The organism is Bradyrhizobium sp. CCGUVB14 (assembly GCF_024199935.1).
In the GTDB taxonomy this organism is placed as follows: Bacteria; Pseudomonadota; Alphaproteobacteria; order Rhizobiales; family Xanthobacteraceae; genus Bradyrhizobium.
The window spans coordinates 3,023,478-3,039,542 of record NZ_JANADS010000001.1 but is presented as its reverse complement, the minus strand read 5'-3'; the positions used below and the strand labels follow the sequence as shown (position 1 = coordinate 3,039,542).

The 16,065-nt window shown below is 64.6% G+C and carries 15 protein-coding genes; 7 read left to right on the top strand and 8 right to left on the bottom strand.

Annotated elements, in window-relative coordinates; genetic code table 11:
* Positions 1–149: 149 nt before the first annotated feature.
* Together NLM32_RS13930 and NLM32_RS13925 are read left to right on the top strand one after the other, a co-directional pair.
* The gene (locus tag NLM32_RS13930) at positions 150–6,446 is read left to right on the top strand and encodes a HAMP domain-containing protein (RefSeq protein ID WP_254129541.1); all 6,297 of its coding nucleotides are present in this window, start codon (positions 150–152) and stop codon (positions 6,444–6,446) included.
* A gap of 13 nt (positions 6,447–6,459) precedes the next feature.
* Positions 6,460–7,953 carry a sensor histidine kinase gene (locus NLM32_RS13925; RefSeq protein WP_254129540.1) on the top strand — a complete coding sequence of 498 codons (1,494 nt, stop codon included), beginning with the start codon at positions 6,460–6,462 and terminating at the stop codon, positions 7,951–7,953.
* Here the strand turns inward: NLM32_RS13925 and NLM32_RS13920 are convergent.
* Positions 7,950–8,384: a hypothetical protein gene (locus NLM32_RS13920; RefSeq protein ID WP_254135300.1), complete on the bottom strand. Its 435-nt coding sequence runs from the start codon at positions 8,382–8,384 to the stop codon at positions 7,950–7,952. The genes NLM32_RS13925 and NLM32_RS13920 overlap by 4 nt on opposite strands.
* A gap of 7 nt (positions 8,385–8,391) precedes the next feature.
* Here NLM32_RS13920 and NLM32_RS13915 point away from each other — a divergent pair, with 7 nt between their 5' ends.
* Both NLM32_RS13915 and NLM32_RS13910 read left to right on the top strand, forming a co-directional pair.
* Positions 8,392–8,595, top strand: a complete 204-nt coding sequence (locus tag NLM32_RS13915; protein ID WP_254129539.1) for a hypothetical protein — start codon at positions 8,392–8,394, stop codon at positions 8,593–8,595.
* Between the two features lie 98 nt (positions 8,596–8,693).
* Positions 8,694–8,933 (top strand): hypothetical protein, encoded by a 240-nt coding sequence (locus NLM32_RS13910; RefSeq protein WP_254129538.1) that lies wholly within the window; start codon positions 8,694–8,696, stop codon positions 8,931–8,933.
* A 102-nt stretch (positions 8,934–9,035) separates the two neighbouring features.
* Here the strand turns inward: NLM32_RS13910 and NLM32_RS13905 are convergent, their stop codons facing one another.
* From NLM32_RS13905 to NLM32_RS13895, 3 genes are read right to left on the bottom strand one after another with little or no spacing between them, the layout of a single operon-like run.
* Positions 9,036–9,236, bottom strand: coding sequence for a hypothetical protein (locus tag NLM32_RS13905; RefSeq protein ID WP_254129537.1), 201 nt, complete (start codon positions 9,234–9,236; stop codon positions 9,036–9,038).
* A gap of 35 nt (positions 9,237–9,271) precedes the next feature.
* On the bottom strand, positions 9,272–9,481 hold the full coding sequence (locus NLM32_RS13900) for a hypothetical protein (RefSeq protein WP_254129536.1): 210 nt from the start codon (positions 9,479–9,481) through the stop codon (positions 9,272–9,274).
* 34 nt (positions 9,482–9,515) lie between these two features.
* A complete protein-coding gene (locus tag NLM32_RS13895; protein ID WP_254129535.1) occupies positions 9,516–9,725 on the bottom strand; it encodes a hypothetical protein in 210 nt (69 codons plus the stop codon).
* A gap of 115 nt (positions 9,726–9,840) precedes the next feature.
* On the opposite strand from NLM32_RS13895, the gene NLM32_RS13890 reads away from it, so the two are divergent.
* Both NLM32_RS13890 and NLM32_RS13885 read left to right on the top strand, forming a co-directional pair.
* A complete protein-coding gene (locus tag NLM32_RS13890; protein ID WP_200472691.1) occupies positions 9,841–10,035 on the top strand; it encodes a DUF3072 domain-containing protein in 195 nt (64 codons plus the stop codon).
* Between the two features lie 72 nt (positions 10,036–10,107).
* Positions 10,108–10,383, top strand: coding sequence for a DUF6496 domain-containing protein (locus tag NLM32_RS13885; protein WP_254129534.1), 276 nt, complete (start codon positions 10,108–10,110; stop codon positions 10,381–10,383).
* Positions 10,384–10,395: 12 nt separating this feature from the next.
* On the opposite strand, the gene NLM32_RS13880 is transcribed toward NLM32_RS13885, so the two are convergent.
* Positions 10,396–10,758: a hypothetical protein gene (locus NLM32_RS13880; protein ID WP_254135299.1), complete on the bottom strand. Its 363-nt coding sequence runs from the start codon at positions 10,756–10,758 to the stop codon at positions 10,396–10,398.
* 276 nt (positions 10,759–11,034) lie between these two features.
* Positions 11,035–12,582 carry a Do family serine endopeptidase gene (locus NLM32_RS13875; RefSeq protein ID WP_254129533.1) on the bottom strand — a complete coding sequence of 516 codons (1,548 nt, stop codon included), beginning with the start codon at positions 12,580–12,582 and terminating at the stop codon, positions 11,035–11,037.
* A 212-nt stretch (positions 12,583–12,794) separates the two neighbouring features.
* Between NLM32_RS13875 and NLM32_RS13870 the strand changes: the two genes are divergently transcribed.
* Positions 12,795–13,631: a universal stress protein gene (locus tag NLM32_RS13870; RefSeq protein ID WP_254129532.1), complete on the top strand. Its 837-nt coding sequence runs from the start codon at positions 12,795–12,797 to the stop codon at positions 13,629–13,631.
* A 22-nt stretch (positions 13,632–13,653) separates the two neighbouring features.
* Here the strand turns inward: NLM32_RS13870 and NLM32_RS13865 are convergent, their stop codons facing one another.
* Together NLM32_RS13865 and NLM32_RS13860 are read right to left on the bottom strand one after the other, a co-directional pair.
* Complete coding sequence (locus NLM32_RS13865) at positions 13,654–13,866, bottom strand: hypothetical protein (protein WP_254129531.1); 213 nt, start codon at positions 13,864–13,866, stop codon at positions 13,654–13,656.
* Positions 13,867–14,042: 176 nt separating this feature from the next.
* Complete coding sequence (locus NLM32_RS13860) at positions 14,043–15,899, bottom strand: bifunctional diguanylate cyclase/phosphodiesterase (RefSeq protein ID WP_254129530.1); 1,857 nt, start codon at positions 15,897–15,899, stop codon at positions 14,043–14,045.
* Positions 15,900–16,065: the final 166 nt, after the last annotated feature.

Sequence of the window (16,065 nt, the reverse complement as noted above, 5' to 3'; positions counted from 1 at the left end):
TCTTCGTCGTTAGTTTGGCCGGGCTGAGCACGGCAGGTTCCAATTCCTAGCGTCGCAACCTTGGCGCTTGATTTCGAATTTGGCTGACGCTCTATTTTGACCAGATGCGTCACGCCAAAGATTCGGCCGGCGCCTGCGGGGGAATTAGTATGAGCGACCTCGATTCCGGAACAGCATCACGCTCCGGTCGTCGCGTCCCAAAACCCAAACCCAACGGTATCTCGGAGCCGGATTCCCGGTCGGAATTGCTGCTCGCGCTACAGGCCATGCGCAGCGGCGATTTTTCGGTGCGGATGAGCGGCGAATATCTCGGCATCGACGGCAAGATTGCCGATACTTTTAACGAAATCATCGCGGCCAACCAGCGCATGGCGCAGCAGCTCGAGCTGGTCGGCCAGGTCGTGGGCCGCGAGGGCAAGACCCGCCAGCGCGTGAAGTTCGGCCTCGCCTCGGGCTCCTGGGCCGACATGGAAGGCTCGGTCAATACGCTGATCGACGATCTGCTGTGGCCGACGCGCGAGGTCACCCGTGCGGTCGCGGCCGTGGCGCAGGGCGACCTGCTGCAAACCGTCAAGCTCGACGTGGAGGGCCGCCCGCTGCGCGGCGAATTCCTGCAATCGGCGACCATCGTCAACACGATGATCAAGCAGCTCGGCGTCTTCACCTCCGAGGTGACGCGCGTGGCGCGCGAGGTCGGCACCGAGGGCAAGCTCGGCGGCCAGGCCCAGGTGCCGGAGGTGACCGGCGTCTGGAAGGACCTGACCGAGAGCGTCAACTCGATGGCGAACAACCTGACCAACCAGGTTCGCAACATCGCCGAGGTGACGATCGCGGTCGCCAACGGCGACTTGTCCAAGAAGATCACGGTCGACGTCCGCGGCGAGATCCTGCAGCTCAAGGAAGCCATCAACACGATGGTGGACCAGTTGCGCTCCTTCGCCTCTGAAGTGACGCGCGTCGCCCGCGAGGTCGGCACCGACGGCAAGCTCGGCGGCCAGGCCATCGTGCCCGGCGTCGCCGGCACCTGGAAGGACCTGACCGACTCCGTCAACGCAATGTGCGGCAACCTCACCGCACAGGTGCGTAACATCGCCAACGTGACCACCGCCGTGGCGCGCGGCGACTTGTCCCGCAAGATCACGGTGGACGTGCGCGGCGAAATCCTGGAGCTGAAGGACACCATCAACACCATGGTGGACCAGCTCAACTCCTTCGCCTCCGAAGTGACGCGCGTCGCGCGCGAGGTCGGCACCGAAGGCAAGCTCGGCGGCCAGGCCCAGGTGCCCGGCGTGGCCGGCACCTGGAAGGACCTCACCGACAACGTCAACTTCATGGCGTCGAACCTGACCGCCCAGGTCCGCAACATCGCCGACGTCGCGACCGCCATCGCCGGCGGCGACTTGTCCAAGAAGATCACCGTGAACGTGTCGGGCGAAATCCTTCAGCTGAAGGAAACGCTCAACACCATGGTCGACCAGCTCAATGCCTTCGCCGGCGAAGTCACGCGCGTCGCGCGCGAGGTCGGCACCGAAGGACGGCTCGGCGGCCAGGCCAACGTGCTGGGCGTCGCCGGCACCTGGAAGGACCTCACCGAAAGCGTCAACTCGATGGCTTCGAACCTGACCGCACAGGTTCGCAACATCGCCGAGGTGACGACGGCGGTCGCCGGCGGCGACCTGTCGAAGAAGATCACCGTGGACGTCCGTGGCGAAATCCTCGAGCTGAAGGACACCATCAACACCATGGTGGACCAGCTCAACGCCTTCGCCGGCGAAGTCACGCGCGTCGCGCGCGAGGTCGGCACCGAAGGCAAGCTCGGCGGCCAGGCCGTCGTGCGCGGCGTCGGCGGCACCTGGAAGGACCTGACCGACTCCGTCAACTCGATGGCGTCGAACCTGACCGGCCAGGTCCGCAACATCGCCGAAGTCGCGACCGCAGTCGCCAAGGGCGACTTGTCCAAGAAGATCACCGTGAACGTCTCGGGCGAGATCCTTCAGCTGAAGGAAACGCTCAACACCATGGTGGACCAGCTCAACGCCTTCGCCGGCGAAGTGACCCGCGTCGCGCGCGAGGTCGGCACCGACGGCAAGCTCGGCGGCCAGGCCGACGTGCCCGGCGTCGCCGGCACCTGGAAGGATTTGACCGACTCCGTCAACTCGATGGCGGGCAACCTCACCGCACAGGTCCGCAACATCGCCGAGGTCGCGACCGCGATCGCCGGCGGCGACCTCTCGCGCAAGATCACGGTGGACGTGCGCGGCGAGATCCTTCAGCTGAAGGACACGCTGAACACGATGGTCGACCAGCTCAACCGCTTCGCGGGCGAGGTGACGCGCGTGGCGCGCGAGGTCGGCACCGAGGGCCGGCTCGGCGGCCAGGCCAACGTGCCCGGCGTCGCCGGCACCTGGAAGGATTTGACCGACTCCGTCAACTCGATGGCCGGCAACCTCACCGCCCAGGTCCGCAACATCGCCGAGGTGACCACCGCCGTGGCGCGCGGTGACTTGTCCCGCAAGATCACCGTGGACGTGAAGGGCGAAATCCTCGAGCTCAAGAACACCATCAACACCATGGTGGACCAGCTCAACGCCTTCGCCGGCGAAGTCACCCGCGTCGCGCGCGAAGTCGGCACCGAAGGCAAGCTCGGCGGTCAGGCCGAGGTGTCCGGCGTCGCCGGCACCTGGAAGGACCTCACCGACAACGTCAACTTCATGGCCTCGAACCTGACGGCCCAGGTCCGCAACATCGCCGAGGTCGCAACCGCGATCGCCGGCGGCGACTTGTCGAAGAAGATCACGGTGGACGTGCGCGGCGAGATCCTGCTGCTCAAGGACACCCTCAACACCATGGTCGAGCAGCTCCGCTCCTTCGCCGCCGAAGTGACGCGCGTGGCGCGCGAAGTGGGCACCGAAGGCCGGCTCGGCGGTCAGGCCGTCGTGCCCGGCGTCGGCGGCACCTGGAAGGACCTCACCGACAACGTCAACCTGCTGGCTGCGAACCTCACCACGCAGGTCCGCAACATCGCCGAAGTGACGACCGCCGTGGCCCGCGGCGACTTGTCCCGCAAGATCACCGTCGACGTGAAGGGCGAAATCCTCGAGCTGAAGAACACCATCAACACCATGGTGGACCAGCTCAACGCGTTCGCCGGCGAAGTGACGCGCGTGGCGCGCGAAGTCGGCACCGAAGGCGAGCTCGGCGGTCAGGCCCAGGTGCCCGGTGTGGCCGGCACCTGGAAGGACCTCACCGACACCGTCAACTTCATGGCGGCGAACCTCACCGAGCAGGTCCGCGGCATCGTCAAGGTGGTGACCGCGGTCGCCAACGGCGACCTCAAGCAGAACCTCACCGTGAAATCGAAGGGCGAAGTCGCAGCGCTCGCCGACACCATCAACAACATGACCGAGACGCTCGCGACCTTCGCCGACCAGGTGACGTCGGTGGCGCGCGAGGTCGGCGTCGAAGGACGGCTGGGCGGTCAGGCCGACGTGCCCGGCGCGGCCGGCACCTGGAAGGACCTCACCGGCAACGTCAACCTGCTCGCGGCCAACCTCACCTCGCAGGTGCGCGCGATCGCCGAAGTGGCGACCGCAGTGACCAAGGGCGATTTGACGCCGTCGATCCAGGTTGACGCCCGCGGCGAACTCGCCGAGCTGAAAGACAACATCAACACGATGATCACGAATCTCCGTCTCACGACGGACGTGAACACCGAGCAGGACTGGCTGAAGACCAACCTCGCCAAATTCACCAACATGCTACAGGGCCAGCGCGATCTCACGACCGTCGGCCGGCTGCTGCTGACCGAGCTGTCGCCGCTGGTCAACGCGCATACCGGCGTGATCTACCAGGTCGAGAACGAGGACAATCCGCAGCTCCTGCTGCTCGCCTCCTATGCCGGCGACGGCGTCTACCCCTATCAGCGCGTGCTGCAATTCGGCGACGGCCTGATCGGCCAGTGCGCGCTCGACAGGCGCCCGCGCGTGGTTGCCGATATTCCCGCCGACGTCGTGCCGATCAACTCGGCGCTGCTGCGCGTCGCACCGAAAAACCTCGTGGTGCTGCCGGTGCTGTTCGAGGGCCAGGTCAAGGCGGTGATCGAGCTCGCCTCGCTCACCTCGTTCACGACCTCGCAGATGACCTTCCTGGAGCAGCTCACCGATTCCATCGGCATCGTGCTCAATTCGATCGAAGCGACGATGCAGACCGAAGGCCTGCTGAAGCAGTCGCAGCAGCTGGCCGGCGAGCTCCAGACCCAACAGCGCGAATTGCAGCAGACCAACGACCAGCTCGAGCAGAAGGCGCAGCAGCTCGCCGAACGTAACGTCGAGGTCGAGCGCAAGAACCAGGAGATCGAGCAGGCCCGCCGCGCGCTCGAGGAAAAGGCGACCGAGCTCGCGCTGACGTCGAAGTACAAGTCGGAATTCCTGGCCAATATGAGCCACGAGCTGCGGACGCCGCTGAACTCGATCCTGATTCTCGGCCAGCAGCTCACCGACAATCCGGACGGCAATCTTTCCGCCAAGCAGGTCGAGTTCGCCCGCACCATTCACGGCGCCGGCACCGACCTCCTCAACCTCATCAGCGACATTCTCGATCTCTCCAAGATCGAGTCCGGCACGGTGACGGTCGAGGCCGAGGAGATCCTCACCGCGAACCTGCTCGAGACGGTCGGGCGGCCGTTCCGGCATGAGGCGGAGAACCGCAATCTGTCGTTCCAGATCGACGTCGATCCGAACCTCGCACGCAGCATCGTCACCGACTCCAAACGCTTGCAGCAGGTGCTGAAGAACCTGCTCTCCAACGCGTTCAAGTTCACCGGTGAAGGCGAAGTGCGGCTCAAGGTCGCCGGCGCGCTCGGCGGCTGGGGCACGGATCATCCGGTGCTGAACTCCGCGCCGGCCGTCATCGCCTTCGAGGTCTCCGATACCGGCATCGGTATTCCCCTGGAGAAGCAGAAGCTGATCTTCGAGGCGTTTCAGCAGGCCGACGCCGGCACCAGCCGCAAATACGGCGGCACCGGCCTTGGCCTTGCCATCAGCCGCGAGCTCGCGAGCCTGCTCGGCGGCGAAATCCACCTGCGCAGCGCCCCCGGCAAGGGCTCGACCTTCACGCTGTATCTGCCGCTGAAATATTCCGGCCCGACGCTGGCGCCGCGTGCCGCGCCGGCGCCGCAACAATACAACCAGCCGCCGGCACTGCAGCCCGCTGTCCCCGAGCAGCAGCGCGTCATCGAGCAGCTGCCCGACGACCGGCTCAATCTCGAACCCGGCGACAGCATCCTGCTGGTCGTCGAGGACGATCCGCACTATGCCCGCATCCTGGTCGACCTCGCGCGTGACAAGGGTTTCAAGGTCCTGGTCGCCGCGCGCGGCGCGGAGGCGCTCGAACTCGCAAAACAGTACCAGCCGCGCGCCGTGTCGCTCGACGTGTTCCTGCCCGACATGCTCGGCTGGACGGTGCTGAGCCAGCTCAAGCACAACCCGCTGACGCGTCACATTCCGGTACAGATCATCACGCTCGACGAGGACCGGCAGCATGCGCTGGCCCGCGGCGCCTTCTCCTTCGTCAACAAGCCGACCACGACCGAGGGCGTTTCCGCCGCGCTGACCCAGATCAAGGAATATGCGCAGCCACGACGCAAGCGGCTCCTGATCGTCGAGGACAACGAGGCCGAGCAGCTGTCGATCCGCGAGCTGCTGCATCACGACGACATCGAGATCGTGACCACCGACACCGGCGCAGGTGCGCTCTCGACGCTGCGCGAGGCGCCCTGCGACTGCGTGGTGCTCGACCTCCGGCTGCCCGACATGAGCGGCTTCGAGGTGCTGGAGCAGATCCGCCGCGACGACACGCTATCGAATGTTCCCGTGGTGGTGTTCACCGGCCGCGAACTCTCGGCCGAAGAGGATGCGGAACTTCACACCATGGCGCGCAGCATCGTGGTCAAGGGCGTGGAATCGCCCGAACGCCTGCTCGACGAGACCGCGCTGTTCCTGCATCGCGTGATCACGGAACTGCCGGTCGAGAAACAGCGCATGCTGGAGAAGCTGAACAGTTCCGACGAGGATCTGATCGGCAAGACTGCGCTGCTCGTCGACGACGACGCCCGCAACATCTTCGCACTGTCGAGCGTGCTGGAACGGCGCGGCATGAAGGTGCTGACGGCGACCACGGGCCGAGAGGCGGTGACGCTGGTCGAATCCAATCCGGAAATCGCCATCGTGCTGATGGACATCATGATGCCGCAGATGGATGGCTACCAGACCATCGGCGTGATCCGGGAGAACCCGGCCTTCCTCCGCCTGCCGATCATCGCGCTGACGGCGAAGGCGATGAAGGGCGACCGCGAAAAATGCCTGGAAGCCGGCGCGTCCGACTACCTCGCCAAACCCGTCAACACCGATCAATTGCTGCTTGCGATCCGCATGTGGCTGCACCGCTGAGCTGGATCCGAGAATGGACCACGAAAAGGTCAATATCCTCCTCGTCGACGACCAGCCGGCCAAGCTGCTCGCCTATGAGGTGATCTTGAAGGAACTCGGCGAGAACCTCGTGATCGCCTCATCCGGCCGCGACGCGCTGGAGGTTCTGCTCAAGACCGAGATCGCGGTGATCCTGGTCGACGTCTGCATGCCCGAGCTCGACGGCTTCGAACTCGCCGCGATGATCCGCGAGCATCCGCGTTTCCAGAAGACCGCGATGATCTTCATCTCGGCAATCCAGGTCAGCGACATCGACCGGTTGCGCGGCTACGAGATGGGCGCGGTCGACTACGTGCCGGTCCCCGTCGTGCCGGAAGTGCTGCGGGCCAAGGTCAAGGTCTTTGCCGAGCTCTATCGCAAGACACGCGAGCTCGAACGGCTGAACCAGGATCTCGAGGATCGCGTCCGCGCCCGCACGGCCGAGCTCGAGAATTCCACCGCAAAGCTGCGCGAGAGCGAAGAGCGGCGCAGCATGGCGATTGCCGCCGGCAAGATGGGATCCTGGGACTGGGATTGGGTCAATGGCGACTGGATGTGGGACGAAGGCCAGTACCGCATTTTCGGCGTGACGCCGGAGACCTTCAACGTCACCTCGGCCAACATCCAGGCGCTGCTGCACCCCGATGACGTCGACCAGTTCGGCCAGGCGATTGCCGCGTTCAATACCGGTGCGCACGCCTATGAAGGAGAGTTTCGCGTCTGCAGGCCCGATGGCGAGGTGCGCTGGTGCGTCGGCACGGCGGCCGCAACGGTGGATCCGGGCGGCCGCGTGGTGCGGGTGAGCGGCGTCACGGTCGATATCACCGAACGCAAGCGCGCCGAGGAACGGCAGAACCTGCTGGCGCGCGAAGTCGATCACCGCGCCAAGAATGCGCTGGCGCTGGCACAGTCGATCGTGCGCCTCACCCGTGCCGACGAGGTCAAGGCTTACGTCCATGCCGTCGAGGGGCGCATCAATGCGCTCGCGCGCGTGCACACCATCCTGTCGCTGTCGAGCTGGCAGGGCGCCGAGCTCTCCAAGCTGATCGAGGAGGAGCTTGCGCCCTACTCGCTCGGCGGACAGATCGAGCTCGCGGGTCCCGAGGTGCAGTTACTGCCGGCGACAGCGCAGACGCTGGCGCTTGCGCTGCACGAGCTCTTCACCAATTCGGCGAAATATGGCGCGCTCTCCACCCGGTCGGGGCGGCTCGCGATCGGCTGGCAGGTCGAGAACGATCTTCTCATCCTGACCTGGGAGGAGACCGGAGGGCCGCTGGTCAGGACGCCGAAGTCGCGAGGCTTCGGCACGAGAAGCCTGCTGGCCAGTGTCGAATCCCAGCTCGGCGGACAGGCTCAGTTCGACTGGCGTTCGGAGGGCCTGTTGTGCCGCCTCAATGTGCCGTTGATACGCAAGAGCGCGGCAACATCGGCAACGCAGGACAAGTTCGAGGCCAGCACCTCCCCCGCACTTCAGCGCGCGTCGGGTTAGCGCGACGCAGCGACCTTCAGCCGTAACATCGGCTGAGGTTCATCGGCGACACGCCCCTCGAGCCAGGCCTCCGTTTGCGCGAGATCGCGCAACGCCGTCGCGTAGCGGCGGGCTGCGCTGCGCTCTGCACCGCGCGGCAGCTTGCGCGCCTTGCGCAACATGTCGGCCGCTGCGTTACGGTAGGCCAGCGAGCGATAAAGAAAGACCACCTTACCCATAGCGAATGTTCCCGTGTTGATGCCGTTCATCCTGGCAAGATCGGCATGAACGTCGGATGAAGCGGGGGATGACAATTCCTTCATGCAAAATGGAACCCGCGACGACGACGCGCGTTGGCGTGCCAGATCGATCGGCAGTTCCATGCGCACAAAAAAGTCGCCAAACAGGTCGCCAAATAGATCGCCAAGCCTGATCTCTCCCACCGGCATCATCAAGCTGATGACACACGCGATGATGGGCGCGGCACTCGGCCTGGTCTTCACACTTGCACTGATCCTGGCCAATCCCGCGGTCGCAGAATTGCTGAATCACGGCGGCCATGCGGCAGCCTTCGTCTTTGTCGGCACGATGGTGACGACGTTTGCCATCGGTGCGGCGCTGACGGGCGTCGTGTTCATCCTCAACGAGGACAAGGAATCTTGAAGCGCGCGTGAAGCGCAATGCGCTCTTTGGTTCGGAACTCCCTCGGCAATGAGCGGTTGGCTCTGCCTGCGTCAATTCAACTCAGGGAGTTCCCGCGCATGAACACGACCAAGCTCACTCTCGCCGTGATGTTGGCAACCGGCCTCGCTGCCGCGCCCTTCGCCGCGCAGGCCAAGTCGCACAAGGCGAAGCATGAATCATCGACCTCGTCGTCGCAGACGACAGGCGCCAACATGAAGAAGACCGTACCTGCCGACGCGTCAGGCCAAGGCGGTGCTGGCCCTGGCAGCGATCAGGGTGGCAGCATGACCAAGCCCCAGAACGGAATGAGCAAGTAAGCGCGGGCTCAATATAATGCGAAGCCCCGCGGCGACGCGGGGCTTTTCGTTGCTTTCGCCATGCCGGTCTAGATCGGCAGTCGAGGCACATGGCCAGCGAGCTCAGCGCCACATCGTCGGCGCGCGGGTCAGCACGTTCCGGCCGGCGCGCTTCAAATCGTCGACCGAACATTGCCCCGACCGAGCAAGATCACCCAGTCGTGCGGCAATTCGTTCGCGCATCGCCATTTCGGACGGCGCAAGGTCGGCACAGACTTCATCGAGCACCGCCCTCAGCAGGGCGGCCATTTCGGCTTCCAGCACGGACGAGCTCCGGCATGTCGCGTTGCGCGACCGCTTTAGCTGCGTCGAATGTCAGTGATGTTAAGGTGGCCGCCTGTGGGAGCTGTCTTCACGAGGTGGTCGAGCCGCGCCCGCTTGCGCGTGATCAGGAGCTGGGCCGCGGCATCGTCGAGGCCCTCGCGCTGCAATTGCCGGATCGCGGAGCCCAATTCGAGGATCTCGGCGCGGAGTTTCAGAATCCGGTAGGCGTCCGGGTCTTCTTCCACCGCCAGCCTCCATCCGCCACCGACGTGGCATGTCTCAACGGCGCGCGGCCCTGCTCTCGCTCTTCTGCGCACGAAGACGCACCCGGTCGCGGATGTCGGGCAACACCCCGCCACCGCCGGCGGCCTTCCATTCGCCGATCAGCAGATTGATTTTCCGGCGCAGCTCCATCTGCGTCAGAGCCCGCTCGGTGCAGTCGCGATCGCGATTGACGAGATCGCGCACGGACGCCTCGACGTCGGCCATCTCCAGCCTCAAGGCGCTGATTTTGCGTCGAATTTCATTAATTCTGTTGTCCATGGCTTGTTAGAACAAAATAAGAACATATAGTCAAGTCACGAATTCAGAGTGGAGAGCAGAGATGCAGGTTCAGGGTAAATACGACGCCAAGGCTTTTCTCATGGAGCAGATGACCCGGGCGCAAGGGCTGCGGCTGAAGCGGCTGAGCGAAGAGGCCTACCAGCCCGCGCAATACGATCGCGGCCTGTCCTCGGCCGAAGCCGCACGCCGCATCCAGGTGCTTGAAGCGGAGATCGAGCTCGCGAACTCCTTCTGAGGCCCGCGGCCGGCGCCTTTGGAACGTTGCGTCAGCCCTCCTGTTCTCTTCCGAGGCCAAGGGAGAGAGTTGATGGCACGCAAGGCAAAGAAACGCCGCTACTCACGCAGTGCCGGCAGTGATGTCGAACGAGAGATGCGGCGCTACAAGAAGGGGACCGCGAAGAGCGGACCCGGCGGCCGCGGCGGTCGCGTGAAGAGCCGCAAGCAGGCGATCGCAATCGGCCTGTCGGAGGCACGCGCAAAGGGCAAGAAGGTGCCGAAGAAGGCATCCAAGAAAACGTCAAAGAAAACGTCAAAGAAGAAGACGGCCAAGAAGAGCTCGAAGCGGAAATCCGCCAAGCGCTGACGCCGCCCGGCGTCAGATCATGCTGCCGGGCATGAAGCAGCGAATCGAAACGCCGAACGCTGTTTTGACCGGCCAGACCATGGTGCGGCCTGCGCGGTTCGGCTCGGTAATTACGGCTTCGTCGGGGACCTCGACCCACTCCCCGTCAAGACGAACCCGGTAATGTCCATTGTGCGAGTCCCAGTCGGGATCGGCGACGGCAACGCCGTCCGCGTCCGAACAGCATGGACCGAGATGGCTGCGCAGGCTGTCGAACCAGGGTTTTAGCGGTGAGTCGGTGAAGCGGCCGTCGTCGCGCCCCAGGGCATTTCCGGTCGACAGCACGAGTGGCGCCAGCAGCAGCGCAAGCTTCAGCGAGAGCTTCAATCGATCCATGTCGGCACCGATCAAATGCGGACCACCGGCCGGTTCCATAAAGCTGCCGGACGTCCGAAGTTCCACCCCAGCAATTTGCCTCGGCGCCGTCATTGCCGCCAAGGCACAACACGCGATTCCAAAGTCTGACGAGCGAACGCGGCTTTTTCGGACGAACCCGTCACCAATGCTGCCGTTAACGAGAATGTTATCGGCGGCCTGTGGGTATCTCGAGAGGTATGCACGAAAAAGGCGGCCCGTAGGCCGCCTTTTGAATTTGCCGTTTGGATCCGGAAATCAGGCGAGCGGCACCGCGACGAAGCGGGTCGCCTCAGCGCTCTTCACCTGCAGCAGCACGCTGTTCTTGCCGGACGATTTGGCCTGCGCCAGCTCGGAACGGACGTCACCGACATTGGAGACCGCCTTGCCGCCGACATTGAGGATGACGTCGCCGGTCTGGATGCCGCGCTGCGCTGCCGGTCCCTGCGGGTCGACCTCGGTGACCACGACGCCCTTCTGACCTGCGCCCTGGACCTCGCCGGCCGGTGCCAGGCTGAGGCCGAGGCGCGGCGTGCCGGGAGCCTGCTGCGCCTTGCCGTCACCAGACCTATCGCCTCCTTTGGCCTGCCGCTCGTTCGACAGTTCGCCGAGCGCGAGCGTCACCGTCTTGGTGTCGCCCTTGTGAACGACGTCGAGCTTTACGGACGTGCCCGGCGCCAGCGTGGCGATGGTGCGGGCGAGATCGCGTGAGTCCTTGATCTCGGTCCCGTTGACGGCGGTGATGACGTCGCCCGCCTCGATGCCGGCCTTCGCTGCCGGGCTGCCATCCTGCGGGTTGTCGACGATGGCGCCGCGCGCCGCCTTCAGGCCGAGGCTGTCGGCGATCTCCGCGGTCACCGGCTGCACCTGCACACCGAGCCAGCCACGGGTGACGGCACCCTTGTCCTTGAGCTGCGCGACCACGAGCTTGGCGGTCGAGGACGGAATATCGAAGCCGATGCCGACCGAGCCGCCCGAGGGCGAGAAGATCGCGGTGTTCACGCCGATCACGTTGCCGTTCATGTCGAAGGCCGGACCGCCGGAATTGCCCTTGTTGATCGGCGCATCGATCTGGATGTAGTCGTCATAGGGACCGTTGCCGATGTCGCGGCCGCTGGCCGAGACGATACCGGCCGTCACGGTGCCGCCGAGGCCGAAGGGATTGCCGACCGCGACCACCCAGTCGCCGATCCGCGGCTTCTGGTCGGAGAATTTCACGAACGGGAAGTCCTTCTTGCCGTCGACCTTGATCAGCGCGAGGTCGGTCTTCGGATCGGTGCCGACCACCTTCGCGGTGTAGATCGTGCCATCATCCATCGTCACCTGCACGGACTCGGCGTGGTCGACGACATGGTTGTTGGTCACGGCATAGCCGTCGGCCGAGATAAAGAAGCCGGAGCCCTCGCCCGTGATCACCTGGTGGCGCTGGCGCGGCATGCCATTCATGCCACCCTGGCCGCGGAAGCCGAACTGCCGCTGGAACTGGTCGAACGGAGAATCCTCGTCCTGATCCATCCGGTTCTGCTGCAGCATCGCGCTCTTGTCGTTATCCTGGTCGATCTTCACCCGCACCGAGATAACGGCGGGCTTGACCTTGCTGACGAGGTCGCCGAAGCCCGGCGGCGTCGCGGCGCTCTCAGCGGCCTGCGCCGGCGAAATCAGGGAGTTCACGCCGAACGGCGTCGAAGCCGGAGACGCAGCCAGCACGGCCACGCCAAGCGCGGCCACAGTGCCGAGCAGCGCGAGCCGGCGCGGCCTGAGAATTGTACGGGTGCTTTTGGTGTCGGAATTGACGCGATCGATCATGTCGAAATGTCCATGTTGGGTAAGTCGCCTTGCACCCAACATGGACACCGTCACCTTACGGCGTCCCGTCCACGCGATTAAATCTTGGCAAAGAAAGCGCGGCGGGCGGCCGCAGGCTAAATTTCCTCGCCGCGCACTTGATGCAGCTCAACGCGAGCCCCCCGCGCAGTGAAAAACTGCGCCCATTGGATGATGGCCATCGGAGGCGCACCATGTACAAGGATATTCTCGTCCACATTCCGACCGAGCGCCCGATGCGCGCCCTGATCGACGGCTCGATCTCGCTTGCGGCCAAGCTCAACGCCCACATCGACGCGGTCGCCGTTGGCTATGTCGCGGGCACGGCTGCTTATGCCATGGAGGGTGGTGCTGCCGTGGCAGCCGTGTTCGAGATGGAACGCGAGCGCGCGATGGAACGGGCCGAGGCGGCGCTCGCGGTATTCAAAAGCGGAGCGGCCATCGCCGGGATCTCCTATACCTGCCACCCGCTCGGTGCGATCCCGGTCGATGCAGCTGCCTCCCTCGGCGAAATGGCACGGCTGCATGATCTCAGCATCGTGCTGCAGCCCGATCCGGCGCTGGCGTCGTTCGACAACGACGTGCCGGGCGAAATCCTGTTCCAGGCGGGCGGTCCGGTGTTGTTCCTTCCCCACACCTTCCGCGGGACATTCAGGGCGAAGCGGGTCGGCATCTGCTGGGATGGCAGCCGGCTTGCGAGCCGCGCGATGCGCGACGCAGCGCCATTGCTGGCACGCGCCGAGGAGATCGTGATCATTGCGATCAACGAGTCCGACACCGCTCCCGAGGAGGCTTCCGCGAGCAATCTGGCGAGACATCTGGGCCGGCGCGGCCTGTCGACGCGCACGGACAGCCTTTCGGCCACGCGCGCCAATATCCAGCCGACCATCCTGTCATTGGCGGCGGACGAGAGCCTCGATGTGCTGGTGATGGGCGGCTACGGCCATTCCCGATTGCATGAGCGCTTTCTCGGCGGCGTGACCCGCGCCATGCTGGAAGCCATGACGGTCCCGACGCTGATGTCGCATTAGCGAGGGCGGAACGGACCCACGCTCACGCCGCCGCGGGTCGCTCCCATGCTGCGGCTGCGATGGCGTCGTCTTCGCGTTGCGCATTGCACGCGTCGAAATGCGCCTTCAGCGCGATCTCGGCAAGATATTCGAAATGTTCGGCCTGGCCGAGCAGCTGCCAGTTCTGGAGCGGCCGATAGGCCGCCTGCTGGCGACAGAGGGACGCCAGCGCGCGGTAGCGACGTACGTTCTCCATGAGACCCTCCCTCGCATTCACACGGGCTTATTATCCTGATTTGCGTCACGCCGATGGCGGTTGTGCAAAACATTTTCTGCGTACACAGCCGGCTTAACCTTGGTTAACTCTAGGGAAACCGGACGACGCACATTGGTTCCTATCGGGCGAACCCGAGCCTGAAACTCGTGATGGGTTTAGGCGTAACGGCGGCGTTCGACGTTGATGCCGATCAAATCGAAATAGCGTTCGATCGGTTCGGGCCGGCCGATCAGATAACCCTGCATTTCCTCGCAGGCCTCGCACTCGAGGAAGGCACGCTGCGCCTCCGTCTCCACCCCTTCCGCGACGACCGGTATGTGCAGGGCGTGCGCCAGGCTCAGGACCGCACGAACGATCTCGGCCGACTTCGGCGTCGTCTCGAGATCGGAGATGAAGCTGCGGTCGATCTTGATCTTGTCGAACGGGAACGACTGGAGATAGGACAGCGACGAGTACCCGGTGCCGAAATCATCCATCGCGATACGGATGCCGAGCGCCTTCAGCCGCCGCAGCAGATTGAGCGCGCGGGCGAAATCGCCGATCAGCACGCCCTCGGTGATCTCGACCTCGAGCCGTGTCGGCGCAAGTCCCGTCTCCAACAGGATCCGGTGGATCGACCGTTCGAGGTCGCCTGTCTGGAACTGAACCGGCGACAGATTGACCGCGACCTGCAGCGGCCGCGGCCAGGACGCGGCCTCGCGGCACGCCTCGCGCAAGACCCATTCGCCGATCTGGATGATCAGCCCGTTCTCTTCGGCCAGCGGGATGAACTGGTCCGGCTGCACGATGCCGCGGGTCGGATGATTCCAGCGCAACAGCGCCTCGAAGCCGATGATCTCGCCGTCCATCCGCGCCTGCGGCTGGAAGTAGAGCAGGAGCTCGTTCTGCTCGACGGCCTGCCGCAGATCGTGCAGCAGCAGCCTGCGATCGCGCAGTTCCCGGTCCATCTCGGATTCGAAGAAGCACACCCTGCCCCGGCCCTCGCGCTTGGCGCGATACAGCGCGGAATCGGCATTGGCGAGCAGCGTTGCCGCATCTACGCCGTCATTGGGATAGAGCGCGATACCGACGCTGAGGCCGACATGGGAGAGATAGTCGTCGACCTCGAGCTCGTTGCCGATCGCCTCGACCAGCCGCTCGCTGGTTGCAAGAACCTCTTCACGGCAGACATCGTCCGGCATCAGGATCATGAACTCGTCGCCGCCGATACGGGCGACGAAGGCCCCATCTGCTTCCGCAGCGAGCCGCTCGGCCGCCGCGCGCATCATCATGTCGCCGACCGGATGGCCGAACAATTCGTTGACATCCTTGAAGCGGTCGAGATCGAGGCTGAGCACCGCAAAACCGGCCGACGCCTGCTGCGCGTGCTGCAGCCGCTCGCCCAGCGCCGCATTGAATGCGCTGCGGTTCGGCAAGTCGGTCAGTGCGTCATGATGCGCAAGGTGGCTGATGCGCTCCTGCGTATTGACGCGCTCGGTGACGTCCTCGATCACGCCGACCAGATATTGCGGATCGCCGGCATCATCGCTGATCAGCATCTTGCGCGAATTGACGACGCGGTCGTGGCCCTTGACGCCGATCTCGAGCAGGTGCTCCTCGAGGAACATCGGCATGCCGCTGGCGACGACGCGGCGGTCCTGCTCGTTGACCATGCGGGCGACCTCAGCCGGGAAAATCTCCTCGGGCGTCCTGCCGAGCATCTGCTCGCGAGGCACGCCGTAATACTCCTCGCCGGCGCGATTGAGCAGGATGTAGCGCGAATCCTTTGCGCACTTCGCGAACACGGCGATCGGGATGTTCTCGACGATGGTATCGAGGAACTCCTGGGTCCGCAGCAGATCCAGCGCGACCTCATCGTGCGTCTGCGCGCGTGCATCGATCATGCGCTGCCGCTCGCGATCGCTCACCTCATAGGCCGCGCTGACGAGCTCGCCCAGCCTGACGACGTCGACCTGTCCGGTTGCGTCCGTGGCGCAGCGAAGCTGCTCGGCGAACAAGCGATGCATGCTCATGCCATCGCCTCTTGCGGCGTGCAGGCCTCATGCCTGCAGGTATCCTGGATCAGCATCCCACGCTCTCTCGTAGTCCCGAACCGGAGACTGCGATGCCTCGCATTGCGTGGGTGTTAATCGAATCTTCGTCTCGGGCGCGTTGGTTACTCCGGCCTGAAACGATTGA